The organism is Mesorhizobium sp. Root157, assembly GCF_001427385.1.
Lineage (GTDB): Bacteria > Pseudomonadota > Alphaproteobacteria > Rhizobiales > Rhizobiaceae > Mesorhizobium.
Genome location: NZ_LMGJ01000023.1, coordinates 133,546 through 157,377, shown reverse-complemented (window position 1 = coordinate 157,377; position 23,832 = coordinate 133,546). Strand labels below are relative to the sequence as shown.

The 23,832-nt window shown below is 63.6% G+C and carries 21 protein-coding genes; 15 read left to right on the top strand and 6 right to left on the bottom strand.

All coding sequences use genetic code 11. The annotated features are described in order from the left end of the window. Window positions 1-68: 68 nt before the first annotated feature. The 3 genes from hemF to ASD64_RS12985 all read left to right on the top strand — a co-directional run bounded on the left by hemF (window position 69) and on the right by ASD64_RS12985 (window position 1,838). A complete protein-coding gene (hemF, locus tag ASD64_RS12995) occupies window positions 69-983 on the top strand; it encodes an oxygen-dependent coproporphyrinogen oxidase (protein ID WP_056105617.1) in 915 nt (304 codons plus the stop codon). 255 nt (window positions 984-1,238) lie between these two features. Further along, a complete protein-coding gene (locus ASD64_RS12990; protein ID WP_056105616.1) occupies window positions 1,239-1,499 on the top strand; it encodes a DUF1344 domain-containing protein in 261 nt (86 codons plus the stop codon). A gap of 153 nt (window positions 1,500-1,652) precedes the next feature. Beyond that, on the top strand, window positions 1,653-1,838 hold the full coding sequence (locus ASD64_RS12985; protein ID WP_056105615.1) for a DUF1059 domain-containing protein: 186 nt from the start codon (window positions 1,653-1,655) through the stop codon (window positions 1,836-1,838). A 234-nt stretch (window positions 1,839-2,072) separates the two neighbouring features. Here the strand turns inward: ASD64_RS12985 and ASD64_RS12980 are convergent, their stop codons facing one another. The 3 genes from ASD64_RS12980 to ASD64_RS12970 are packed head-to-tail and all read right to left on the bottom strand — an operon-like array spanning window position 2,073 to window position 4,608. After that, complete coding sequence (locus ASD64_RS12980) at window positions 2,073-3,344, bottom strand: CCA tRNA nucleotidyltransferase (protein WP_056105614.1); 1,272 nt, start codon at window positions 3,342-3,344, stop codon at window positions 2,073-2,075. After that, on the bottom strand, window positions 3,341-3,973 hold the full coding sequence (locus ASD64_RS12975; protein ID WP_056105613.1) for a CoA pyrophosphatase: 633 nt from the start codon (window positions 3,971-3,973) through the stop codon (window positions 3,341-3,343). The genes ASD64_RS12980 and ASD64_RS12975 overlap by 4 nt, the downstream gene beginning before the upstream one ends. 5 nt (window positions 3,974-3,978) lie before the next feature. Further along, the gene (locus ASD64_RS12970; protein WP_056105612.1) at window positions 3,979-4,608 is read right to left on the bottom strand and encodes a DUF1285 domain-containing protein; all 630 of its coding nucleotides are present in this window, start codon (window positions 4,606-4,608) and stop codon (window positions 3,979-3,981) included. A gap of 171 nt (window positions 4,609-4,779) precedes the next feature. On the opposite strand from ASD64_RS12970, the gene ASD64_RS12965 reads away from it, so the two are divergent. From ASD64_RS12965 to ASD64_RS12945, 5 genes are all read left to right on the top strand, one after another. After that, a complete protein-coding gene (locus ASD64_RS12965) occupies window positions 4,780-5,784 on the top strand; it encodes an AAA family ATPase (protein WP_056105611.1) in 1,005 nt (334 codons plus the stop codon). After that, window positions 5,784-6,701 (top strand): DUF58 domain-containing protein, encoded by a 918-nt coding sequence (locus ASD64_RS12960; RefSeq protein ID WP_056105610.1) that lies wholly within the window; start codon window positions 5,784-5,786, stop codon window positions 6,699-6,701. Before ASD64_RS12965 ends, ASD64_RS12960 begins: the two co-directional genes overlap by 1 nt. Then, entirely contained in the window at window positions 6,698-9,517 is a 2,820-nt protein-coding gene (locus ASD64_RS12955; RefSeq protein ID WP_056105609.1) for a DUF4159 domain-containing protein, read from the top strand. The genes ASD64_RS12960 and ASD64_RS12955 overlap by 4 nt, the downstream gene beginning before the upstream one ends. Before the next feature lie 94 nt (window positions 9,518-9,611). After that, window positions 9,612-11,687, top strand: coding sequence for a hypothetical protein (locus ASD64_RS12950; RefSeq protein WP_056105608.1), 2,076 nt, complete (start codon window positions 9,612-9,614; stop codon window positions 11,685-11,687). 165 nt (window positions 11,688-11,852) lie between these two features. Then, the gene (locus ASD64_RS12945) at window positions 11,853-12,326 is read left to right on the top strand and encodes a pyridoxamine 5'-phosphate oxidase family protein (protein WP_056105607.1); all 474 of its coding nucleotides are present in this window, start codon (window positions 11,853-11,855) and stop codon (window positions 12,324-12,326) included. Window positions 12,327-12,511: 185 nt separating this feature from the next. Here the strand turns inward: ASD64_RS12945 and choV are convergent, their stop codons facing one another. The 3 genes from choV to ASD64_RS12930 form a co-directional block, all read right to left on the bottom strand. Continuing rightward, complete coding sequence (choV, locus tag ASD64_RS12940) at window positions 12,512-13,693, bottom strand: choline ABC transporter ATP-binding protein (RefSeq protein ID WP_056105606.1); 1,182 nt, start codon at window positions 13,691-13,693, stop codon at window positions 12,512-12,514. Continuing rightward, window positions 13,690-14,544, bottom strand: coding sequence for a choline ABC transporter permease subunit (gene choW, locus ASD64_RS12935; protein ID WP_056105605.1), 855 nt, complete (start codon window positions 14,542-14,544; stop codon window positions 13,690-13,692). The genes choV and choW overlap by 4 nt, the downstream gene beginning before the upstream one ends. An 87-nt stretch (window positions 14,545-14,631) precedes the next feature. Further along, the gene (locus ASD64_RS12930; RefSeq protein ID WP_056105604.1) at window positions 14,632-15,591 is read right to left on the bottom strand and encodes a choline ABC transporter substrate-binding protein; all 960 of its coding nucleotides are present in this window, start codon (window positions 15,589-15,591) and stop codon (window positions 14,632-14,634) included. Between the two features lie 213 nt (window positions 15,592-15,804). Between ASD64_RS12930 and ASD64_RS12925 the strand changes: the two genes are divergently transcribed. The 7 genes from ASD64_RS12925 to ASD64_RS12895 all read left to right on the top strand — a co-directional run bounded on the left by ASD64_RS12925 (window position 15,805) and on the right by ASD64_RS12895 (window position 23,796). Then, window positions 15,805-16,413 carry a thymidine kinase gene (locus tag ASD64_RS12925; protein ID WP_056105962.1) on the top strand — a complete coding sequence of 203 codons (609 nt, stop codon included), beginning with the start codon at window positions 15,805-15,807 and terminating at the stop codon, window positions 16,411-16,413. Between the two features lie 190 nt (window positions 16,414-16,603). Then, the gene (rpsU, locus tag ASD64_RS12920) at window positions 16,604-16,867 is read left to right on the top strand and encodes a 30S ribosomal protein S21 (protein WP_056105960.1); all 264 of its coding nucleotides are present in this window, start codon (window positions 16,604-16,606) and stop codon (window positions 16,865-16,867) included. Window positions 16,868-17,079: 212 nt separating this feature from the next. Beyond that, the gene (locus ASD64_RS12915) at window positions 17,080-18,168 is read left to right on the top strand and encodes a hypothetical protein (RefSeq protein ID WP_056105959.1); all 1,089 of its coding nucleotides are present in this window, start codon (window positions 17,080-17,082) and stop codon (window positions 18,166-18,168) included. Between the two features lie 21 nt (window positions 18,169-18,189). Further along, a complete protein-coding gene (locus tag ASD64_RS12910; RefSeq protein WP_056105603.1) occupies window positions 18,190-19,335 on the top strand; it encodes a hypothetical protein in 1,146 nt (381 codons plus the stop codon). Between the two features lie 30 nt (window positions 19,336-19,365). After that, complete coding sequence (locus tag ASD64_RS12905; RefSeq protein WP_056105602.1) at window positions 19,366-21,276, top strand: AAA family ATPase; 1,911 nt, start codon at window positions 19,366-19,368, stop codon at window positions 21,274-21,276. Window positions 21,277-21,312: 36 nt separating this feature from the next. Then, on the top strand, window positions 21,313-22,611 hold the full coding sequence (locus ASD64_RS12900) for a DUF6638 family protein (protein WP_056105601.1): 1,299 nt from the start codon (window positions 21,313-21,315) through the stop codon (window positions 22,609-22,611). 21 nt (window positions 22,612-22,632) lie between these two features. Further along, window positions 22,633-23,796, top strand: a complete 1,164-nt coding sequence (locus tag ASD64_RS12895) for a DUF2333 family protein (RefSeq protein WP_056105600.1) — start codon at window positions 22,633-22,635, stop codon at window positions 23,794-23,796. Window positions 23,797-23,832 lie beyond the last annotated feature (36 nt).

Here is a 23,832-nt window from a genome sequence, read left to right as displayed (position 1 = left end):
GACTAGGGATCGCAGCCGGAAAAGACGAGTCATTTGTCGGATCGAGCGGGTCCGCAACGGAGGCTGATTTGCAGCGACCTGACATTGCGGCGGGATTGCCGGCCGACATCGAAGACAAGAAGGAAACGGCCAGGCTCTGGTTCGAGGAGTTGCGCGACCGCATCTGCTTGGCCTTCGAGGGTCTCGAGGATGAAGTGTCCGGTCCGCAGTCGGGCTGGCAGGCGGGGCGCTTCGAAAAGACGCCGTGGCTGCGCGACGAGGGCAAGGGCGGCGGCGGCACGATGTCGATGATGAAGGGCCGCCTGTTCGAGAAGGTCGGCGTCCATACCTCCACCGTCCACGGCGAATTCTCACCCGAATTCCGCAAGCAGATGCCGGGAGCCGAGGAAGACCCGCGCTTCTGGGCGAGCGGCATTTCGCTGATTGCGCATCCCTGGAACCCCAATGTGCCGGCGGTTCACATGAACACCCGCATGGTGGTGACCTCGCGCCAATGGTTCGGGGGCGGTGCGGATCTCACGCCGGTGCTCGACCGGCGCCGCACCCAGGATGATCCGGATACGGTCGCCTTCCACCGGGCGATGCAGTTTGCCTGCGAGAAGCACGCCGGGATCGCCGACTACGACCGGCTGAAGACATGGTGCGACGAGTATTTCTTCCTGCCGCACCGCAACGAGGCCCGCGGCATCGGCGGCATCTTCTTCGACTGGCTGCATTCAGAGGAGGAAAAAGGCGGCTGGAGCGCCGATTTCAACTTCGTGCAGGACGTCGGCCGCACCTTCCTCGTCGTCTACCAGCACCTGGTGCGCAAGAACTTCAACGACAACTGGACCGACGCCGACCGCGAAGAGCAACTGGTGCGCCGTGGCCGCTATGCCGAGTTCAACCTGCTTTACGATCGCGGCACGATCTTCGGCCTCAAGACCGGCGGCAACGTCGCTTCGATCCTGTCCAGCCTGCCGCCGGAAGTGAAATGGCTGTAAAATCTCCGTGACCTCAACGTGAGTCGCAATCGTGTCCAGATCGTCGAATCTGGGCGGCGATTGTGGCTTTCGAGGCCATCCGGAATATCTTTTTCGTCTAATACACTGCTGAAAAATCAGCGATATTTGTTGTGCCGGACCGGGAAACGCCGGCGGCTCACCACCCATGAACCGCGACCCGACGTTTCTGGACGGTCCATCGTGCGCCGGGCGCAGTCCGAAACGGATGCGCCGGCGATTCCAGGAGAGCCTGCCATGCGCAAGCTTGTTGTTTCGGCTGCCGCAGCCGCCATCCTCGCCAGCGGTTCAGTGGCCTTTGCCGCCGTTCACTACACCACCGGCAATATCAAGACGTTCAACGCCGCCGCCAAGAGCCTGATCCTTCAGGACGGTACGACGTTCCAGCTTGCCAAGACTTTCAAGGATCCTGGCCTGAAGGTCGGTGAGAAGGTGACCGTGTCGTGGGACATGAGCGGCAAGAACAAGATCGCCGAATCGGTGATGGCCGCGAAGTAACTCCGAAATCGGCAACGGGGACAAGCCGGCCGGCTTGTCCCCTGCATTTGTCTGGACCATGCGGAAACGTGAAAATACAACCGAACCGGGCAACAAAACCCGGACAAGCATGTTATGCTTTCGGCTCATTCCAAACGAGGAAAGGAGAAACCCATGAAGGAATTCCACTGCGGGTCGCTCGTCCCCGGCTGCGAATGGCACACGCGTGCCGAAGAGGAAGCCGAAGTGATGCGCCGCGCCGTCGAACACATGCGCCAGACCCATGGCGAGACGGTGATACGCGAAACCATGGTCGAGGCCATACGGTCGCGGATCGAGAAGGCGCGCGACGCCGCCTAATGCATGTCGCCCGAAAGTGGGAACCGGTTTCGGGATATCGACATGCATAAAAACAAACACTTAGAGCGCGCACCAGCGAATCTGAAAGATCGCAACGCGCTCTAGAGATTCAGATGATAGCGGCCTGCGAATAGCGTTTTTCTGCGCTTCCGGTGCTCATGTACCAAATGTACACTCCGCTCCGGTTCTCGAAAATCACTATTCTCGGCTCGCCCTGATCTGAATTCCGCGTTCCTAATCCGGCTTCAGTTCCCTAGCGGCACGATCGAGCAGCGCCTCGCGTTGAAGCGCGAAGCCAGACTCGATCCAGTCGTTTTCCAGCCGCTTCAGCAGCGCGCCAAGTTTCGAGCCGGCGGGTATGCCAAGCGCGGCAAGGTCCGCACCCTTGAGCGGGAAAACCGGCTTTCGCCATTTCTCGGCGAAGCCGAGCAGGCGCGAGAAGCCGCCGGCGTGCAGCAAGGCCGCATTGTCCTCCACGGCGCGCGCCCGCGCCGTCGCCAGTGAAAGCCGCAACCTGTCGATGAAAACCTGCCGGTCGCCAAGATAGAGCAGCTTGGCGAGGCTGCCTTCCGTGGTCGCTGGATCGAGAGCCGGCCTCAGCGCCCAACGCTCGATGCGGTTGGTTTCGGCGGTGGAGAATTTCAAGCGCTCGGCAAGCGCCTTCATGCGGGCGGCATCGGGCGGAACGATAGCCTGAAGCCGCAGCATGGCGTCCGGCGTCCAGCCGAAATCCGCCTCGGCCCGCGCCAGGGCATGGATGGCATCGATGCCCCACTTCTCGCTCTCCGGCAGGACGCGCGACAACACGCCGGCCTGCCGCATCCACAACAGCGCCCGCGACGGGTCGGGGGCGGACAGGAGCTTTTTCAGCTCGGCCCATACGCGCTCGGCCGAAAGGCGATCCAGCCCCCCTTTCAGACGGGCACAGGCTTTCAAGCCTTCGGCGTCGGGGCGACCGTCGCCATACCAGGCGAAGAAGCGGAAAAAACGCAGGATGCGCAGATAGTCCTCGCGGATGCGCGCTTCCGCGTCGCCGATGAAACGCAAACGGCGCGCGACGATGTCGGCAAGCCCGCCGACCAGATCGATGACGGTGCCGTCGGCCTCGGCGTAGAGCGCGTTGATGGTGAAGTCGCGCCGCTCCGCATCCGCCTTCCAGTCGCGCCCGAACGAAACCTTGGCGTGACGGCCGTCGGTCTCGATATCGGCGCGCAGCGTCGTCACCTCGAAAGGCTTGCCGCCGGCAATGACGGTGACGGTTCCGTGCTCGATGCCGGTCGGCACCGCCTTGAAGCCGGCGGCCTCGACGCGCCGAACCGTTTCGTCCGGCAAGGTGGTGGCGGCGATATCGACATCGGCGACGGCTTGGCCAAGCAGCGCATTGCGCACCGCACCACCGGCAATGCGCGCGACTTCGCCGCCTTCGCCAAGCACCGAAAGCAGGCGCTGCAAATGCCTGTCGCCCAGCCACTCGGCCCGTCCGGCAATGGTCACCGTGTCACTCACGCGTAAAGCCTTTCGTAGAGCGTACGGATAATGCCTGCCGTCACGCCCCAGATGCGCTGGCCGCCATAGGGCATTTCGTAGAACATCCATTCAAGGTCGTTCCACATGCGGCTGCCCTGCTGGTGGTTCGCTGGGTCCATGAGGAAACGCAACGGCACCTCGAAGGCGGTGTCGACCTCGTCGGGATTGAGATGAAGGTGGAAGCCGGGCTTGACCACCGACAGCACCGGGGCAATGCGATAGCCGGTGCCGGAAACGTAATCCGGCATGCGCCCGACGACGTCGATATAGCCGTTTTCGAGGCCGATCTCTTCGGCGGTTTCGCGCAACGCGGTGAATTCAGGCGTCGGGTCGCTGGCATCGATGCGCCCGCCGGGAAACGCCACTTGCCCGGTATGGCTGCGCAGCGTCTCGGCCCGCTTGGTCAAGATCACCGTGGCCTCGGGGCCGTGATCGACGACGGGAATGAGCACGGCAGCACCGCGCAACTTGTCCCGGTTGACCCGCAGGCGGGGATGGCCCGGATTGAACCGATGGTCGCCGTAGTCCGGCTGGCCGCCCTCAGGCGCGCGCTGCCGCGCGGCGCGCATGCGGAAAGCCTCGGCGGAAAAAGGTGCAGGTTCAGCCATGACGGTCAGGCGCTCAACTTTCTCAGCTTGTCGGCCGGCATGATCGGGTAGACCTCGCCGCGCGAGCGGATGGCAAACATCGTCTGGCCATCGATCTCGATCTCTTCGCCATATTCGACGAGTTCATACATCACCGGGCGCGCCACCAGAGCCTCCAGCCGCCCGCGTACCAGAACATAGGGCTTCAGCCCGCCAGTCTCGCTTTCATCGACAAAGCGCAGCGGATGGCCAGGCCCCGCCTCGACCACGTCGCCGACATTGGTGCGGAAGGTCACGGCCTGGTCGGCGCCCTGCCCCGTGACATCGGCCTCGACGGCAATGAAGGGCGCATCGACGACGCGGATGCCGACCCTCTCCACCGGGGTGACGAGATAGGTCTTGCCGTCCTCGTCCTTGCGCAGCACGGTCGAGAACAGTTGCACCAGCGGCATGCGGCCGATCGGGGTGCCGAGATAGAACCAGGTACCGTCCTGCCGGATTTCCATGTCGAGATCGCCGCAGAAGTCCGGATTCCAGCGTTCCACGGGCGGCAGGCCCTTGCCGGCACGGGCGGCGCGCGAGATCAGCGCCTCCAGCCCGCGTGTATCGGCTGCGGTCGAAAGGCTTGCTTCACGATGTTCGGGGGCGTCCGTCATGGTCACGAAATAGTCACTGTTGTTGCGCTTGTCAGCCTGTAGCTGTGATTTAGAGTCTGTGTGATCTATACAGTTCGCATGTGGTTTAAACGCCTCCCGCTCCCGACGCGAGGCCGAATCGCAGCCGAGTGAGGACGGCCCGCCCGTCTCCAGCATAAGGATCGAGGCACTATGAGCGTCATCGTCAAGGAAAGCCCGGTCAGCGAAAAAGACATGATCGAACAGGCCGAAAAGGCGCTGGCCGACATTTCCCGCATCCGCGACGGGGTCGGGCGCGTCATTTTCGGCCAGGAAAGCGTGGTGGAACGCACGCTGGTGGCGCTCCTGGCCGGCGGCCATGCGCTTCTCGTCGGCGTGCCGGGCCTTGCCAAGACCAAGCTGGTCGAGACGCTGGGCATCGTGCTGGGGCTCGACGCACGCCGCATCCAGTTCACACCCGACCTGATGCCGTCCGATATTCTCGGCTCCGAGGTGATGGAGCAGGACGAGAGTGGCAAGCGCTCCTTCCGCTTCATTTCAGGCCCGATCTTCGCCCAGCTTCTGATGGCCGACGAGATCAACCGCGCCTCGCCGCGCACCCAATCGGCGCTGCTCCAATCGATGCAGGAATATCATGTCACCGTGGCCGGCGCCCGCCATGACCTGCCGGCTCCCTTCCATGTGCTGGCCACGCAGAACCCGCTGGAGCAGGAAGGCACCTATCCGCTGCCGGAAGCCCAGCTCGACCGCTTCCTGATGCAGATCGACATCCTCTACCCCGAACTGGACGCCGAGCGCCGCATCCTTCTGGAAACCACGGGCATCGACGAAGCCAAGGCCGCCAATGTGCTGACGCCTGAGCGGCTGAGGGAAATCCAGACGCTGATCCGCCGCATGCCGGTGCCCGAAAGCGTGGTCGAGGCGATCCTCAAGCTGGTCCGCTCGGCGCGGCCCGGCCAGGGCGACGGCGAAGCCGACAAGACCATCGCATGGGGTCCGGGCCCCCGCGCCAGCCAGGCGCTGACGCTGTGCGCCCGCGCCCGCGCCCTTTACGACGGACGCCTCGCGCCTTCCATCGACGACGTGCGCGCGCTGGCCGAGCCGGTGCTGCAGCACCGCATGGCGCTGACCTTCGCCGCCCGCGCCGAAGGCATAAGCGTGCGCGACGTCGTGGCGAGGCTTGTGAAGGCCGTCTGATGGTAAGGATCGGCGAAGCCCAGGCACCGGCCAAGGCGCGTGAAGCGCTGGCTCGCGGCCGCCAGCGGGCTTCGCTGGTGCCCGACCTTTTGATCGAGGCGCGCCGCATCGTCAACACGGTGATCGCCGGCTGGCACGGACGCCGCAGGCGCGGCATCGGCGAGAATTTCTGGCAGTTCCGGCCCTATGTCGAGGGCGAGGCGGTCAACCGCATCGACTGGCGCCGTTCGGCCCGCGACGACCACACCTATATACGCGACCGCGAATGGGAGGCCGCCCATACCGCGTGGCTGTGGGCCGACCCCTCCCCCTCGATGCTCTACAAGTCGGCGACCGCGACAGTCTCCAAGCAATCGCGCGCAATGGTGCTGGCTCTGGCCATGGCCGAGCTTTTGTCGCGCAGCGGCGAACGCATCGCCTGGCCGGGCCTGACCGATCCGTTCACCGCCCGCAACGGGGCCGAGCGCATCGCCTCGCATCTTGCCCATGCCGCGAGCCTGCCGGCGAAGCCCGACCTTTCCGGCATCCGCCGCTTTTCCGACATCGTGCTGGTCAGCGACTTCCTCGATCCGGTCGAGGACACCTTCCAGTGGCTGGACGTGCTCGCCCGCCACGGCGTGCGCGCGCATCTGGTCGAAGTGGCCGACCCGGCCGAGGAAAGCTTCCCCTATGCCGGGCGCACCGAGTTCACCGATCCCGAGACAGGCGACAAGCTGACTGCCGGACGCGCCGAGATGCTGGCCGAAGACTATCGCCGCCTTTACCTGGCCAGGCGTGAGGAACTGGCCAGCCGTTGCAAGCGCATGGGCTGGAGCTTCACCACCAATCACACCGACCGCCTCGCGTCCGACGCTCTGGTGCGCCTGCATATGGCGATGGCCACCAGCGGCCTCGGAACAGGACGGGCAGTCGCATGAGCTGGCTGCCGCTCTCCTTCGGCGCGCCGATGGTCCTGTGGGGATTACTCGCCCTGCCGGTGATCTGGTGGCTGCTGCGCTTCACGCCGCCCAAGCCGCAGATGGAGGTGTTCCCGCCCCTGCGCATTTTGGCGCGCGTGCTGAAGCGCGAGGAAACGCCGCAGCAAAGCCCGTGGTGGCTGACGCTGCTGCGCCTTTTGATGGCGGCGCTGATCGTGCTGGCGCTGGCCGAGCCGGTGTTCAATCCGCGCGAAAAGCTGCCGACCGAGGGCGCGGCACTTGCACTGGTCATCGACAACGATTGGGCGGCCTCACCCGACTGGGACAAGCGCGTCGCGACAGCCGAACGGCTGATCGCCGATGCCGGCACGACGGGCGTTCCGGTCGTGCTTGCCTTCACCGCCGAGAAGCCAAACGCGGACATCGGCCCGTTCGATGCGGGAGCCGCACTCGACCGGCTGCGTGCGACCAGGCCGCGCCCGGTCCCGACCGACCGCCCTGCGGTCTATGCGCGCGTTGCCGAAACGCTCGCCACCCTGCCCGGCGCCAGCGTCGCCGTTCTGGCCGACGGGCTGGCGGCTGAAGGCGACGATGCAGCATTCGACACGCTGCTGTCGCGCAGCGCCGCCAATGTCGTGTGGGCAGTACCGGACCGCATTGCGCCGATCGGCCTCGCTGCCGCCGAAAACGAAATCGACGGCTTTTCGCTGACCGCCATCCGCGCCGCCGGCAATCCGGGACCGGGTCAGGTCAGCGCCGGCGCATTCGACGACAAGGGCCGCCGCATCGCCGATGCGACGCTGACCTTTGCGCCGGGCGAGACGGCGGCCACCGGCATGATGAAGGTGCCGTTCGAACTGCGCAACGACTTCGCCGCGATTGCTCTCGACGGCGAACGCCATGCCGGCGCGGTGCGGGTGCTTGACGACAGCTCCAAGCGCCGCCGCGTCGGCCTGTTGTCGCTGGCGGAAGCCGATCAGGCGCAGCCGCTGTTGTCGCCGCTCTACTATATCCAGCGCGCGCTTTCGCCTTTTGCCGATCTGGTCGAACCGGCCAGCGCCGACCTTGCCGACGCCATTCCGCAGCTTCTGGAACAGAAGCCGGCGATGATCGTGATGGCCGATGTCGGCACCATTCCCGAACAGGCGCATCTGAAGCTGGTCGACTGGGTGGAAAATGGCGGCACGCTGGTGCGCTTTGCCGGATCGCGGCTTGCTGCCGCCAGCGCCGGCGACGACCTCTTGCCGGTGAGACTGCGCACCGGCGAACGATCGCTGGGCGGCGCGCTGTCGTGGACGACGCCGCAACCGGTGACGGAATTTCCGCAAACCGGGCCGTTTGCCGATCTCGCCCCGCCAAGCGAAGTGACGGTGAGCCGTCAGGTGCTGGCCGAGCCTTCCGCCGACATCGTCGACCGCACATGGGCAAACCTCGCCGACGGCACGCCGCTGGTGACCGGCATGAAGAAGGGCAAGGGCACCGTCGTCCTGTTCCACGTCACGCCGGAAGCGACGTGGTCGAACCTGCCGATCTCCGGCAGCTTCGTGGAAATGCTGTCGCGCATCGTGCAACTGTCGCGCAATCAGGGCAGCGTCGCCGCCGCAAACGACACGCCCGCCACCGCCTTGGCCCCCTATCGCATGATCGCCGCCGACGGCGCGCTGGTGCCGCCACCGGCAGATGCACGCCCGCTCGCCCCGCATGCCGCCAATGCCGTGACCATCGAGAACCCGCCCGGCCTCTACGGCTCGGAAGCCGGCGTGCTGGCCCACAATTTGCTCGGCGCCGACAGCATGTTCACGCCGCTGCAACGGCCGCAGATCTCGGCGCCGGTCACCAACATTCAATACGCCTTCGATGAATCGCATCACCTCAAGGGTTCGCTGGTGGCGGCAGCCCTTGCACTGATGGTGCTGGATACGCTGGCGGTGTTCTGGATGGGCGGGCTGTTCTCGCGCCGGCCGAAATTGCGCAACCGTGCGGCGACGGCGGCGGCGCTGCTCATCACGCTTGGCGCGCTGGCCACTCCTGTCGACAATGCTCGCGCCGACGATGCAAAGCCGGACGATGCCATTTCCATCGAGGCGGTCGCCATGACGCGGCTCGCCTATGTGATCACCGGCGTATCGAGCGTCGATGCGGTAAGCCGCGCCGGCATGGAGGGGTTGCGGCGTTTCCTCATCGAAAAGACCGCGCTGGAGCCCGGCGAGCCGGCAGGCGTCGACATCGCCAGGGACGAACTGTCGTTCTACCCGCTGATCTACTGGCCGATCGACCCGGCCGCCCCCATGCCGGACGAGGCGGCGGTCGCACGCATCGACGCCTATATGCAGCAAGGCGGCACGGTGTTGTTCGACACGCGCGACCAGTATTCCAACGGTATCGGCGCCGACGCCACCAGCCCGGCGACGGAGCGGCTGCGCGATATTCTGGCCAGCCTCAACGTTCCGCCGCTTGAGCCGGTGCCGGGCGACCATGTGCTGACCAAGTCCTTCTACATCCTCCCCGAGTTTCCCGGCCGCTTCAACGGCGGTCCGCTGTGGGTCGAAGCTTCGCTCGATGCCTCGAACGTCGACAACCGCCCGGTGCGTACCGGCGACGGCGTTTCGCCGATCATGATCACCGCCAATGATTTCGCCGGCGCATGGGCGATCGATGCCAGCGGCAATCCGCTGCTACCGACGGTGCCGTCCGACCCGATGCAGCGCATCTACGCGCTGCGCAGCGGCGTCAACATCATGATGTACATGCTGACCGGCAACTACAAATCCGATCAGGTGCACGTGCCTATCCTGCTCGAACGGCTGGGGCAGTGATGATGCGATTGCAGCGCTCCCACCCCTTGCCACCCCCCTCTGGCAGGCCACAGGGGGGTAAATCCAGCGGCATCCTTTACGAAGGAGCCCACTCATGAACTGGTCGCTGTCCTTCGACCCGCTGCTTTCCTGGCCGCTGCTGGCAGCGGTGGTGGTGCCGCTGGCGCTGCTCGCCCTCGTCGGCCTGTGGCTGCGCCAGCGTGGCGCCCTCTTCCGCACCGCGGCGCTGGTGGCGCTTGCGGCGGCCCTGCTCAACCCCGTGCTGCTCGACGAGGAACGCGAGCCGCTGCAAAGCGTCGTTGCCGTCGTCGTCGACCGCAGCCAGAGCCAGGATATCGGCGAACGCAGCCAACAGACCGACGCCGCACTTGCCGGCATCAAGGAACGGCTGGCGCGCTTCAAGCAGTTCGACGTGCGCGTGGTCGAGACCGGCAATGCCGGGGCTGCCGGCGACCGCACCGAAACGCGGCTGTTTTCGGCCCTGGAGAGCACGGTGCGCGACGTGCCACCCTCCCGCATCGCCGGTGCGGTGATGATCACCGACGGCCAGGTGCATGATGCGCCCGGCGCTGCACCGGAATTCCACGCGCCGCTGCATGCGCTGATCACCGGCGACGAGAACGAGAAGGACCGCCGCATCCGCTTCGAGAAGGCGCCGCGCTTCGGCATCGTCGGCAAGCCGCTCGACTTGACCTACCGGGTCATTACCACCGACAGGCAGTCCGGTCCGGTCGATGTGCGCGTTTCGGTGAATGGCGAGCAGGTTTCGGTGGAGCGCGCCTTCGTCGGCCAGGAAATGCCGCTGCAGGTGACCATTCCCAATGCCGGGCGCAACATCGTCGAGCTTGCCATTCCCAAGGAGGAGGGCGAACTCACCGAAACCAACAACCGCGCCATCGCGCTGGTGGACGGCATCCGCGAGAACCTGCGCGTGCTCCTGGTTTCTGGCGAACCGCACGCCGGCGAGCGCACCTGGCGCAATCTGTTGAAGTCGGACGCCTCGGTCGATCTGGTCCACTTCACCATCCTGCGTCCACCGGAAAAGCAGGACGGCACGCCGATCAACGAATTGTCGCTGATCGCCTTCCCGACGCGCGAACTGTTCGTGGAAAAGATCAGCGAGTTCGACCTGATCATCTTCGACCGCTACCAGCACCGCGACGTGCTGCCGATCCTCTATTACGACTACATCGCCGAATATGTCGAAAACGGCGGTGCTCTGCTGATCGCCGCCGGCCCTGAATACGCCGGTGAAAGCACCATCGCCAACACGCCGCTGATGGCGGCGCTCCCGGCCATGCCGACCGGCCAGGTCATCGACAAGGCCTTCTATCCGCGCCTGACCGAACTCGGCCAGCGCCATCCGGTGACGCGCGGGCTGGATGGCTCCGGCAGCGAGCCGCCGCATTGGGGCCGCTGGTTCCGCACCATCGGCATCGAGAACACGGAGGGCGAAGTGGTGATGAAGGGCGCCGACGACCAGCCCCTGCTCCTGCTCGACCGCAAGGGCGAAGGCCGTGTCGGCATGCTCCTGTCCGATCAGGGCTGGCTATGGGCGCGCGGCTATGAAGGCGGCGGTCCGCACGTCCAGCTTTACCGGCGGATGGCGCACTGGCTGATGAAGGAGCCGGAACTGGAGAAGGAGCGGCTGACTGCAGACGGGCGCGGCATGGTCCTCGAAATCCGCCGCCAGACGATGAGCGACGATCCGGGCGCCACCCAGATCATAACGCCGTCCGGCAAGACGCTGACGGTCAAGCTGGAGAAGTCGGAGCCGGGCGTGTTCCTCGGCAGCGTCGAGGTCAAGGAAATCGGCCTCTATCAGGTCGGTAACGGCAACCTGTCCGCGCTCGCCCATGTCGGCCCGGTCAACGCACCCGAATTCGCCGATGTCGTGTCGACGCCGGACAAGCTGAGGCCGCCAGCCGAAGCGGTCGGCGGCAGCGTGCGCAGGCTGGCTGGCGCGTCGCTGACGGGCGGCATCACGCTGCCCTCTTTGGTGCCGGTACGCTCAGGCGGCGAAGCTGCGGGCAGCGACTGGATCGGTTTCAGGACCACCGACGACAGTGTTTTGAAGGCGGTCAGCCAGGTGCCGCTGTTCGGCGGCTTCCTTGGCCTCGGCCTGCTGCTGCTGGCGCTTGGCAGCATGTGGTACCGGGAGGGGCGTTAATGCATGTCTCCCGAAAGTGGGAACCGGTTTCGGGATAACGACATGCATGGAACGGGTACTTAGAGCGCGCCGGCGAAATCTGAAAGATCGCGGCGATAGCGCCGGAACCTAAGCCGCTGCCGTGAGTTGCCTACCGACTGAACCTCAATTGATGGAGAAAGTTGGATGGCCGAGAACAATGGACCGGAGCGCGTATGGGATCTGGTCGAGAAGATCAGGTTCTGCATGCTGGCGACCAATGACGGCAAGGATATCCGGTCGCGTCCGATGACGGCGCATGCCGAGCGTAGCGAAAATGCCGTCTATTTCCTGCTGGACCTCAAGGACCACAAGGATCTCAAAGCCTTCGCCAGTTCCTGTCTGGCATTCGCGGATTCAGGCGACATGGATTTCGTGTCCGTAACCGGCACGGGCGAAATATCCAACGACCGAGCCAAGATCGACGAATTGTGGTCGGCGCCCTACAAGGCGTTCTGGGACGGCCCCGACGATCCCAACATCCGCATCCTGAAGATAACGCCAAAGGACGCTCAATATTGGGACGGTCCGGGCAAAGTCATCAGCTATGCGAAGATGCTGGCCGCCGCCGTCACCGACGCCAAGCCTGCCTTGGGCGAGCACGGCAAGGTCAGGATGTAGGGACACGCCGGGCGGCAGGCGATTCCGAAATGCGATTCGAAATCAGGCCGGTATCGCGGTTTCCGGAATCACTATCGAGCAATTCCGGGAAAGGTGGAAACCGGCTTTCCGTCCGGAATTGCGTATAGGCAAAGAGTTGGAGCGGTCCACCGATTCCATCAAAATCGGAACCGCTCTAAACCACCCTATTTCCTCAGCACCGCGCTCAGCACGTCGCGAATGCCGATCGAACCGACGAAACGCGACTGGTCGTCGAACAGCGCGACCGGCGCGGTCTGCGAGCGGTGCATGGCAAGCATGACGGTTTTCAGCGATGTTCCCGGCGTCGCCCAGAACACCTGCGAGACTTCCTCCGGCTGCTGCTCGACATCGGCGCAGGACACCCAAACGGCCGGCTTGCCGTTGCGCTCGGCCGCAATGACCAGATTGTTCTTGTCGAGCTTGAAGCGCGTGGTGGCGCGGCGGTCCAGCCACACCCAGCCGCCCTTGTCCTTCTCCAGTTCGCTCTTGGTGCGCATGACGTTCCAGGCGGTCAGCACCGAGAGCGGGTTCACGTTGGCGATGAAGTCGCGCACATATTCGTTGGCCGGGCGAAGCACGATGTCTTCGGGCGCGCCCGTCTGGACGATGCGCCCCCCTTCCATGATGGTGATGTGGGTGCCGATCTTGAGCGCCTCTTCCAGATCGTGCGAAACGAAGATGATGGTCTTCTTGAGTTCCGCCTGAAGCTGCAGCAACTCGTCCTGCAGCTTGGTGCGGATCAGCGGATCGAGTGCGGAGAACGGCTCGTCCATCAACAGGATCGGCGCTTCGGTGGCGAAGGCGCGCGCCAGCCCGACACGCTGCTGCATGCCGCCGGACAGTTCGTGGGCGTACTTCTTGCCCCACTGGTCGAGCCCGACGAGTTTCAATTGCCTGGCGACGCGTTCGCGCCGCTCCGCCTCGGGCACGCCGGCAAGTTCCAGGCCCAGGCCGACATTTTCCTCGACCGTGCGCCACGGCAGCAGGCCGAACGCCTGGAACACCATCGCCACCTGTTTCTGGCGCAGGCGCCGCAATGTCGCCTCGTCGCAGGTGACGACATCGACGGTGCGGTCGCCATCCTTGACCATGACATTGCCGCGCGAGACGACGTTCAGCCGGTTGACGGCGCGCAGCAGCGTCGACTTGCCCGAGCCGGACAGGCCCATGAGCACCGAAATCTCGCCCTCCTGGACGGTGAGGTTGGCGCCGGCACAGCCCAGAACGTTGCCGGTCTTTTCCAGGATCTCGGAGCGGCTGGCGCCCTTGTCGACCATGGCCAGCGCATCGCCGGTGTCGGGGCCGAAGACGATGTCCACATTCTTGAAATCGACGGCAACGGTCATCTGGCGCCTCCCGTGCGCACGCGGCTCATGCGGTCGAGGATGATCGCGACGATGACGATCGCCAGGCCGGCCTCAAGTCCAAGCGGAATGTTGACGGAGTTGAGCGCCCGCACCACCGGCTTGCCGAGGCCGTTGGCGCCGATCAGCGCGGCGATGACCACCATCGACAGCGACAGCATGATGCATTGGGTGAGGCCCGCCATGATCGTCGGCAAGGCGGCGGGCAGTTCGACTTTCCACAGCAACTGGCGCTTGGTGGCGCCGAAGGCCTCGCCGGCCTCGATCATCGGCTTGGGCACCGAGGTGATGCCGAGATAGGTGAGGCGGATGGGCGCGGGCGAAGCGAAGATGATGGTGACGATCAGGCCAGGCGCAATGCCGAGGCCGAACAGGATGAGCACCGGAATGAGATAGACGAAGGTGGGCATCGTCTGCATGAGGTCGAGGATCGGCTGCAGGAAGCGATAGCCGCGCTCGTTGTGCGCGGCCCAGATGCCGACCGGAACGCCGATGGCCATCGATGCCGCCGTCGCGCCGACGACCAGCACCAGCGTCTCCACCGTGTCCTTCCACAGACCCTGGTTGATGATGAAGGAAAGGCCGACCGCAACGGCGATTGCAAGCCGCCACGAGCGCTGCAGCCACCAGGCGAGGGCCGCGATCAGTAGCACGACGGCGAAGGGCGGCACCCACAACAGGATATTGATGAGGCCCTGGAGGACGAAGGTCGCGCCATTGGCGATCGCGTCGAAGAACCACTCGAAGTTCGTGGTCAGAAAGGTGAAGAACGACTTCCCCCACTGCCCAATGGGTATCTTGAAACTCGCGATCAGTGCCGAGACCGGATCCATGCACCCCTCCTGTGCCTGCCAAAGCAACGGCGGCCAGGAACTCTAACCCGGCCGCCGTCCGTATCTGTCAGTTATCGAGGCAGAGGCTCAAAGGCCCAGCGCCGATTTGACCGCAGCGGCCGCGTCGCCGCCGTCGAACGTCGTCACGCCGGCGAGCCAGGGCGTGATGGTGTCGGGATTGGCCTTCAGCCAGGCCGTGGCGGCGGCCTTCGGCTCGGCGCTGTCGTTGAGGATTGCGCCCATGATCTCGTTTTCCATCTTGAGCGAGAAGACGAGGTTCTTCAGGAGCGCACCGACATTGGCGCATTCGGTGGTGTAGCCGGCGCGAACATTGGTATGAACGGTGGCGCCGCCGAAGTTCGGCCCGAACACGTCATCGCCGCCTTCCAGATACTTCATGTCGATGTTGGCGTTCATCGGATGCGGCTCCCAGCCGAGGAAGACGACATCCTCCTTCGAGGGAACCGCCTTCTGCACCGCCGACAGCATGCCCGCTTCCGAGCTTTCGACCAGTTCGAAACCGCCAAGGTCGAACTTGTTGGCGGAGATCATGTCGAGGATCAGGCGGTTGCCGTCATTGCCGGCCTCGATGCCGTAGATCTTGTTGCCGAGCTTGTCCTTGAACTTGGCGATGTCCTGGAAGCTTTTCAGGCCGGCATCGTAGGTGTAGCTCGGCACGGCAAGCGTGTACTTGGCGCCTTCGAGGTTGGTGACGAGATCCTCGACCGACTTGTCTTCAAGATACGGCTTGATGTCGGCTTCCATGGTCGGCATCCAGTTGCCGAGGAAGACGTCGATGTCCTTGTTCTTCAGCGACGTATAGGTCACCGGCACCGACAGCACCTGCACGTCCGGCGAATAGCCGAGCGCTTCGAGGACGACCGAGGTGGTGGCCGTCGTCGCCGTGATGTCGGTCCAGCCGACATCGGCAAAGTGCACGGTCTTGCAGCTGTCGGGCTCGGCGGCGAAAGCCCCCGTTCCGGCGACCCCCATACTGGCGACCGTAGCCAATGCAAACGAAACGGCGAATGATTTCAAACCCGGCATAGTTTTCTCCCATTGTGGCTGCCTTGCAGCGTCGACGGACGTGCAAGTTATGATTTCTTGTTGAGCCAAACACCATTTTCGTTTGGTTTCAAGCACTAACGCATGGCAAGCGGCGGCGCGCGCTGGCTGATCAGCGACATTGCGCGGCGTTTTCCAGTGGAAGCCGGCGAGCCCCCTCTCCCTTCGTCCATCCGTTAAGCTTAAAGAATGCCGATGGCCAAGCTCTATTTCAACTACGCGACGATGAACGCCGGCAAGACCACGATGCTGTTGCAGGCTTCGTACAACTACCGCGAGAGCGGCATGACCACCATGCTGTTCGTCGCCGGCCATTACCGCAAGGGCGATACCGGGCTGATCTCGTCGCGCATAGGCCTTGAAGCGGAAGCCGAAATGTTTCGCGAGGGCGACGACCTGTTCGCCCGCGTGGCCGCCCACCACGAGCACACCACCGTGCATTGCGTGTTCGTCGACGAAGCGCAGTTCCTCGATAAGGACCAGGCCTGGCAACTCGCGAGGGTCGCCGACAGGCTGAACATTCCGGTGATGTGCTACGGCCTGCGCACGGATTTCCAGGGCAAGCTGTTTGCCGGGTCGCGCGCGCTTTTGGCGATTGCCGACGATCTGCGCGAAGTGCGCACCATCTGCCGCTGCGGCCGCAAGGCGACGATGGTCGTGCGCCTCGGCCCGGACGGCAAGGTGGCGAGGCAGGGTGAACAGGTGGCGATCGGCAAGGACATCTATGTGTCGCTGTGCCGCCGCCACTGGGAAGAAGAGATGGGCCGCGTCCCGTCGGATGACCTCATCGGCTTTGCCGGCTGACAGGTTTCAGCCGCAATCTGCGTCAAATTGTACACGCATCTCATTGAGTTCGAATAAAAATTCAAGAACGCGTGCATTGTGCGCGCATAGGGCCTATATAGAAACGCTCATCGAAATGATCTCGGCGCGGCTTGTTCCGTGCCGATTCCATTCCCAAAACAAAAACACCAACCGGAAAGAAGGCAAATCATTGCAGGTTCTTGTTCGTGATAACAACGTTGACCAGGCCCTCAGGGTCCTGAAAAAGAAATTGCAGCGCGAAGGCGTGTTTCGCGAAATGAAGGCGCGGCGCGCTTACGAAAAGCCGTCCGAGCGGCGCGGCCGCGAAAAGGCCGAAGCCATACGCCGCACGCGCAAGGCGGCCCGCAAGCTGGCCATCCGCGAAGGCCTGATCGCCGCCCCTCCCAAGAAGCCGCGGCCCGAGCGCAAGCCGATGAGCGGCGCGGCCTCCTGACGATCCGGCATTTTGATAGAGCATCGGAATAATCCGAAAACCGGCACCCACTTTTCGGTCCTATGCTCAACGCACCACGGGGTCGGACCTTGTCCGGCCCCGTTGCTGTTTTTGGAACAACGAAGCTCGTCGCGCCTTCCCATCCACAGGAGCGGCACTTATATTCGCCGCTGCTCGCAAAACGCGAACCCATGCCGAAGCTGGAGGGCACAATGGCGACACTGCAGAATTTCGACGCGGAAATTGCCAGGACCAAGCAAGTCGTCGAGGGCATGCGCTCCAAGATCGAGCAGTCCGGAACGGTGCTCGATACGCTGGCCGAGGCCGACAAGAAAATCGGCGACGCCAATTTCGACATCGAGAACGCCCGCATCCAGGATGTGCTCAACCAGCAAAAGGTGATGGAAGGCAACATCGCCGATCTCATCATCGGGCTCGAGGACGCCACCAACGTGTTCGGCGCCGAATTCGAGAGCATGAAGAACTATACGGGCTGGGAAAAATTCATCGGCATCTTCTCCAGGCAGCGCCAGCAGCGCATGCGCTCCGACCGCGTGCGCAACATGTCTCTGGCCGGCAATCTGCAGGAACTGCTGACCAAGTCAGACACCATTGTCGGCATCCTGAAGGCGCAAAAGCAGGTGCTCGACACCCGCTATAAGACCTCCGAGACCAGCCTCGGCCAGGTGATAGAGCGCCGCAAGGCAACGATCGAGAACCTCACGGCAACACAAAAGCGCATCGAGGAACTGAACCCGCTGCTCCTCGATATCGAAAACCGGATTGCCGCCTCCACCAACCAGACCGAGCGCACCAAGCTTGAAGGCGAGCGCTCGAAGATGGCCACCGAATACAATGAGAGGCAGGCCAAGGAGCAGGAACTTTTGGCCGAGAGCCAGACGCTGGAGCGTTACACCTCCATGTTCCAGACCTTCGTCGATTCGCTCAACAACCAGATCGCGGCGCAGGCAACGCTGATCAACAAGCTGACCATCGACACCGAGCAGCGCATCGTTCTCTACAAGGCGCTGGAAGATTCGCTGAAGACGGCGGCGCAGCAGGACGTCGCCCACAAGATCAACACGCTGGGCTCCAAGGTCGACACCACGGCCGAGGAAACCATGGCCGGCATCGGTGCGGCCTCGCAAAAGCACATCGGCGACCTGCTCGAACTGCACGAGAAGAACATGGTGGCTTCCTCCGACATCCAGCGGCGCAAGAAGCTGGCCGACGACGCCTTCGCCCGCCGCTTCGACGACGTGCTGAAAAAGCACAACGCCGCCAATTACGTGCAGTCGTAAGATCGATCCGGCGGGCACCGCATGAGCGCCGAAACCGACGCCGCCGAACGCTATTTCTCGTCGATCGCCGCAGCGCTTGGCGGGCTTGAAGTGTTCATGCGCGACGACCGCTCGCCGCTCTACCGGCACGGCATCGTCGCCCGGATCGTCGCCGAATACATTGCGCGGCTGGAGAAGTCGTTCGCCTGCTGGCGCAATCGCCTCGGCTTCCAGGAGAGTTTCCGCATCTCGCGCGCTGAGAGCGGCTTTCCGGTATTCCAGAACCTGCTCGAACTGGAAAACGACCGCCGCCAGGCAGACCAGCGGCTTGCCAACATTCCCCTGCCCGGCGAACTGCGCGAGGAGATGGCGGACTTCATCCTGCGCCGCAAGGAATTTCCCAAGGCGCTGCAACGGTCGATGGCCGAGCGGCTTTATCTGGAGGACGTGAAGGGCGAGGAAACCTTCGGTCCCTTCTCGCTGGCGCAGACGGTCAAGGTTTCAGTCAATCCCAAGTCCGGCCTGCCCTACTATCTCGTCCATTGGGCGAGCTTCGACGGCGCGGCCAACCTGCCGCTGGTCTATATGGTGACGGTCGAGGATTCGACTGACGCGATGGTGAGCCAGCTTGTCGACAAGACAGGCAAGCTGAACGAAAAGGTGGAAATCCCGCTGCCGGTGGAAGGCCTGCTCAACCCGGAACTGGCCCACAAGTTCGACGACTTCACCGAGAAGAATTCGGCCTATTCGCTGGCCCCGATGACCATTGCCGTCAATCTCGACCGCGATTTCGAAACCCTGCATCCCAAGCAGTTGCGCCGGGTGGTGCTGGGGCCGTTCTACACGGCAGGCATCACCGAGAACAATTCGACCGTCAGCGAAGTCCTGGCCAAGGTGCGCAAGCCGGAAAATGCCTGGCTTCTCACCTGGACCATCCAGGAAGTCTATTCCAAGGGCGAGAAGCCTGGCCGCAAGGGTCTGTTCTCCAGCGAAAAGACCACGCAGGAATTCTTCATCGACACCGATGACCTCGAAGCGACGCGCCAAGGCGTATCTGCTTACGAAAACCACGCGCTGGTGCCGCACGAAGCCTATCAGGCGCTTTACGCTGCCGGCGAGGTGCAGAAAGTTTTCGCGGGCTACAAGGTCCACATTCTGTCCAACGGGCAGGTGATCAGCGATGTTTGAGAGAATGGAGCACACAAACGCGGGGGTTTCATGGACACCGGCCTGACCACCATTGCCGAAGCCGACATCGAAAAGCATCGCGCCACGGCGCAAAGTTTTGTCACGCGCATCGTGGTGCTGGAGGATGCGTCGCGCGAATCCGGCACGGCGCTTGCCGGCACCAACCGGCGCTTTGTCTCCACCGTCTCGGTCGGCGGCGCACGCCGCACGCGCGAGGTCGAATTTGCCAAGACGGTCGGCGCCGTCCATCCCGACGACCAGTTGCTCACCATCCCGCAGCACACGCTGCTCTACCGCGCCCGCCGGGGCATCGCGATCGCGCTGGCGGTCTCGGACGTGTTTGCGCAAGGCTCGGACCTGGAAAGCCTGAGGGCGGAGAACACCCGCGCACCCTTGCAGGGGGAACAGGCCAGCGCCTTCAAGAAGCTGCTTTCAGCCTCGGCCTATGTCGCCGCCTTCAGCTTCGCGGCCTACCTCGCGCAACTGATCGACGGCGAAGGCGAAGCGCCGAACGACGTTGCCGAGCCCGACTTCCTGTTCGACACGCCGCAGGATGCGGTGAAATCCATCGTCGCCGGCCTCGACGCGGCGATTGCCGGCTCCAGGGACGACGCCGATTTGATGACGCGCGCCCGCGCCCTTGCCCGCGTGACGATTGACGGGCTGCTCCAGCGCAAGGGCCGCTTCGACGGCCTCGGCCCGTTCGAGAATGCTCATATCCGCATCGACGCCGACGATTTCACCCTCGACGGCTTCGACGTGGCCCCCGGCAAGCGCTCCAAGCCGCTGGTGATGACCTTCAAGAAGCCGGAAGAAGTCGTCGGCAACCACATCGCCAAATATCAGTCGGTGAAGCTTGCCAAGATGCTGATGGCCTACGACTTCGAGCGCGAACTGAACCCGTTCGTCGAACTGGGCGGCTTCCTGTTCACCTTTATCGGCGACGGCGCGCCCGGCACCGGCAAGACCACGCTGATCCAGATGATCGCCGGCCTGCTCGACGGCTATTGCAAGGTGGCTGGCTACCAGTTCGTCTACGAGAATTTCGGCGTCGACCAGATCTCGTCCTATCAGGGCAAGTCGGGCCAGAACTGCCGCCAGTTCATCAACAATGTGCTCAATCCGCGCGCCATCGGCTTCGGCACCATCGACGACATCGACCAGGTGGCGGCGCGGCGCGCCGACGACCGCGCCTCCGCCGGACAGCAGGAAATCACCGGCGTCTTGATGGATGCCTTTGCCGGTGCCTCGACCGTGGTGCGCGGCAATTGCTCCTTCGGCATGTTCTCGAACTATCCCGAGAATGTCGACGATGCGCTGCGCCAGCGCGCCGGCGCGCGTTGGCTGGTGGACGGGCCGCAGACGCGCGAAGACTACATTGATATTTTCGTGCTTCTGGCTGGAAAGAATCACAAAATTCCGCTCGGCCAGCATGAGCTTTATGCCGCGCAGGAAATAAAGCGTGCGGTCGCCGATGCCTATGAAGGCCACGACAAGCCGCAGGAAGACGGACTTGAAAGAGTCTTCGAGCGATTCATGAAAGACAATGGCGACCCGAAGACGCTTGCCGACGTGGGCACCTATCTTCACATGATCAAGGAAGCCGAGCCGCGCTTCACCGGACGCGCCATCAAGAACGTCACCGACGCCATCAAGGTGCGCGCCATGGACATCGAATTGCCGGACGAGTGGTTCGAAGCGCCTGATGCCTTCATGCGCAAGACCTACGACGAGAAGAAGGCGATGATCGAGGAACTGCACGGGCCGTTCTCGATGGAGATGGTGGTTCAGGAAATCAATCGCTACGCCGATTCCGAATTCCGCTATTCCGACAAAACGGACGATTCGGCAGTGGAAAAGCTCTTGCGCGACGCCCGCCTGCGCGAACGCGCGCTGCGCGAGATGGAGGAGATGAAGAAAAAGGGGTTGTGGAATGCCTAGCCCCCCGCGGCCAATTTTGCGGAGGTCGGCACCCTGATGCCCTCCCCGTTCCCGCTCCTGCGCGACAACGCCCTGATCTACGGCCGCCTGCTGCCGGTCGAGGAACCACACCTGATCGAGCGCTACAACAAGGCGCTGACCGCGTTCGGACTGAAACCGACCAAGCTGAAGAGCTTCGAGATCGACCGCACCGGCTTTTCCCCGCAAGTGGCGGAAGAATGCGGCGACTACGACTATCTCGACCCGAACGGCATCAACCGCCGCTTCATCATCCTGACGCCGGCGCAGCGCGACCTGCCGGTGGTGCACACGGCATTCTCCAACACCTCGCAACTGATGTTCGAATTCATGTCGAAGAACCAGCGCGCCATCGACGCGCTGACCATCAAGGACGTGATCTACGGCGAGATCGAGGATTCGGTCTCCAAGGTCGAGGATATCGAGGATTTGCTGTCGATCAACCAGGTCGAGTTCCGCGTGCTGTCGGCCGAGGACGTGCTCGGCAAGGCGGCCGAACTCGGCAAGCTGGTCGATCGGCTGAAGCAGGAGCCGGACGCCTGGCACGACAACGCCATGCTCGAGCAGATGGTGGAACTGGCCAAGGTGTGCGGCGATATCCGCGAGAACGCGCTGGTGCCGGACCAGGTGATCTTCCGCCACAACGCCTATTGGACCAGCCATTTCGGCGGGCTTTACGTGTTCGTCGATCGGGACACGACCACGGTGATCGGCGATCCTGCCGCCCCCGGTTTCCGCCGCTCGCGGCCGTGGCAGGTGAGCTATCTGTCGATCAACGACGCCGACAAGGTGTTCAGCTTCCTGGCAGGAACGGGGCGCATCGAACTGCCGCGCGCCTCGTGGATCGAGGCTTCGGGATATCTCGAACACCGTGCCGAAATGGTGGTGCGCAGCCTGATCCGCGAGGCGGAGCCCAAGCGCAACCTCTCCGACGCCGACAAGGTGTGGCTGCAGACCTGGATCCATAGCCATGCCGACATGATCAACCGCGACGGCAACTTTCCCTTCCTCAACGCCGCCAAGCGCGAGATCAGGCAGGTAGGGCAACTCAGGCTGGAAGAGGTCTTTCCGCTGCAGCGCTTCCTTTTGGTGCGCGCCAAGCCCGACCATCCCGATGCCTGGCTGACCAACCGGCTGATTTCGGACTTCGTGCCCTCGGACTTCGTCTCGCGCTATGTCTTCAACAAGCAGGGCTTCTACAAGGACTACGAGGGTTTCAGCCAACCCTGGCGGGAGCATGTTGTGGACATTCTCAAAACCACATACTTGAAGGACAAGGCGGCGTTTCGCGCGCGCCTCTACGGTCTGAACGATTGAACCGATGCGAGGTGAAACGTCATGCTTGATCCGATCGTGAACTTCGTCGCCAAGGTGTTCCAGCTTGTCGGCCGGGGCATCGGCTTCGTCATCGGCATCATCCTGTGGCCATTCATGTGGGCGGGGCGTTGGTACAACCAGCGCGGCTGGACGCTGAAGGCGATCGTGGGCGCAGCGCTGATCGTCATCGTCGGCCTCTACGCCTATTTCTTCTACGTCACCCAGTGGTGGACAAACTTCAATCCCGACTATCCCAGCGCGCTTGCAACGGAGACCGGCAAGACACTGGCCGGCGACCCTGTGGTCCCCGACGTGGCCAGCAATTCCGCTACATCGTCGGGAACCGCCAGCGCGGCCGCCACCGCGCAAGCGCCGCAAAGCTGCAAGCCGTCGGCCATCGCAGCCGTCTCCGCCGACCTGATCGACTTCAACGTCAACCAGAACGCCTGGATTTCCTCCATGGTCGTCTCGAAGATCGGGCTGTTCGGCATCGAATGGCGCCGCACCCCCTTCTTCGACAACAAGGCCGCCTTCCAGCTCGGCATCAACCAGGTCATGCGCCGCACCACCACGGAACTCGTCGACACGCTGGGCCGCGTGCGCGGCACTTCGCAGATCGACCAGAACCTGCAGGACGCCCGCACCGCGCTCGCCTGGAACGAGGATGCCTGGTATGTCGGCTGGCGCGGCCCTACCCGCCCGACGCCCAGCGTCTACCGCGAGGCGATCGGCAAGCTGCGCGCCTTCAATTCCAGCCTGGAAAAATGCCAGGCGACTTTCGACGCGCGCGCCGACAATCTGATGCAGTTCCTCGACCGCATCGCCAGCGACATCGGCTCCACCTCCGACATATTGCGCCAGCGCATCGAGGCATCGGACGCAGGCTGGTTCGACCTGCGCGCCGACGACCGTTACTGGTTCGCCTACGGCCAGCTTTATGCCTATTACGGCGTGCTGGTCGCGGCACGCTCCGACTTCGCCGCCATTATCGCCGAACGCAACCTGACGGCGCTGTGGACGCGCATGGAGCAGCAGTTGCGCAATTCGCTCGACGTCCAGCCATGGATCATCTCCAACGGCAACGAATCGAGCGCCTTCTTCCCCTCGCATCTCGCAACGATGGGCTTCAACCTGTTGCAGGTGCGCTCCAATATCGTGGAACTGAGGTCGGTGCTGGATCGCTGATCCGGCACCGACTCTCCTGACGGGCTGCCCGCCCTG

Coding starts and splice junctions, on each gene's coding strand:
- ASD64_RS12900 (WP_056105601.1), top strand. CDS start 21,313: ATGCCCTCCCCGTTCCCGCTCCTGCGCGACAACGCCCTGATCTACGGC.
- choV (WP_056105606.1), bottom strand. CDS start 13,693: ATGACCGTTGCCGTCGATTTCAAGAATGTGGACATCGTCTTCGGCCCC.
- ASD64_RS12965 (WP_056105611.1), top strand. CDS start 4,780: ATGAGCGTCATCGTCAAGGAAAGCCCGGTCAGCGAAAAAGACATGATC.
- ASD64_RS12895 (WP_056105600.1), top strand. CDS start 22,633: ATGCTTGATCCGATCGTGAACTTCGTCGCCAAGGTGTTCCAGCTTGTC.
- ASD64_RS12925 (WP_056105962.1), top strand. CDS start 15,805: ATGGCCAAGCTCTATTTCAACTACGCGACGATGAACGCCGGCAAGACC.
- ASD64_RS12945 (WP_056105607.1), top strand. CDS start 11,853: ATGGCCGAGAACAATGGACCGGAGCGCGTATGGGATCTGGTCGAGAAG.
- ASD64_RS12985 (WP_056105615.1), top strand. CDS start 1,653: ATGAAGGAATTCCACTGCGGGTCGCTCGTCCCCGGCTGCGAATGGCAC.
- ASD64_RS12970 (WP_056105612.1), bottom strand. CDS start 4,608: ATGACGGACGCCCCCGAACATCGTGAAGCAAGCCTTTCGACCGCAGCC.
- ASD64_RS12910 (WP_056105603.1), top strand. CDS start 18,190: ATGAGCGCCGAAACCGACGCCGCCGAACGCTATTTCTCGTCGATCGCC.
- ASD64_RS12960 (WP_056105610.1), top strand. CDS start 5,784: ATGGTAAGGATCGGCGAAGCCCAGGCACCGGCCAAGGCGCGTGAAGCG.
- ASD64_RS12990 (WP_056105616.1), top strand. CDS start 1,239: ATGCGCAAGCTTGTTGTTTCGGCTGCCGCAGCCGCCATCCTCGCCAGC.
- ASD64_RS12930 (WP_056105604.1), bottom strand. CDS start 15,591: ATGCCGGGTTTGAAATCATTCGCCGTTTCGTTTGCATTGGCTACGGTC.
- choW (WP_056105605.1), bottom strand. CDS start 14,544: ATGGATCCGGTCTCGGCACTGATCGCGAGTTTCAAGATACCCATTGGG.
- ASD64_RS12950 (WP_056105608.1), top strand. CDS start 9,612: ATGAACTGGTCGCTGTCCTTCGACCCGCTGCTTTCCTGGCCGCTGCTG.
- ASD64_RS12955 (WP_056105609.1), top strand. CDS start 6,698: ATGAGCTGGCTGCCGCTCTCCTTCGGCGCGCCGATGGTCCTGTGGGGA.
- ASD64_RS12975 (WP_056105613.1), bottom strand. CDS start 3,973: ATGGCTGAACCTGCACCTTTTTCCGCCGAGGCTTTCCGCATGCGCGCC.
- ASD64_RS12915 (WP_056105959.1), top strand. CDS start 17,080: ATGGCGACACTGCAGAATTTCGACGCGGAAATTGCCAGGACCAAGCAA.
- ASD64_RS12905 (WP_056105602.1), top strand. CDS start 19,366: ATGGACACCGGCCTGACCACCATTGCCGAAGCCGACATCGAAAAGCAT.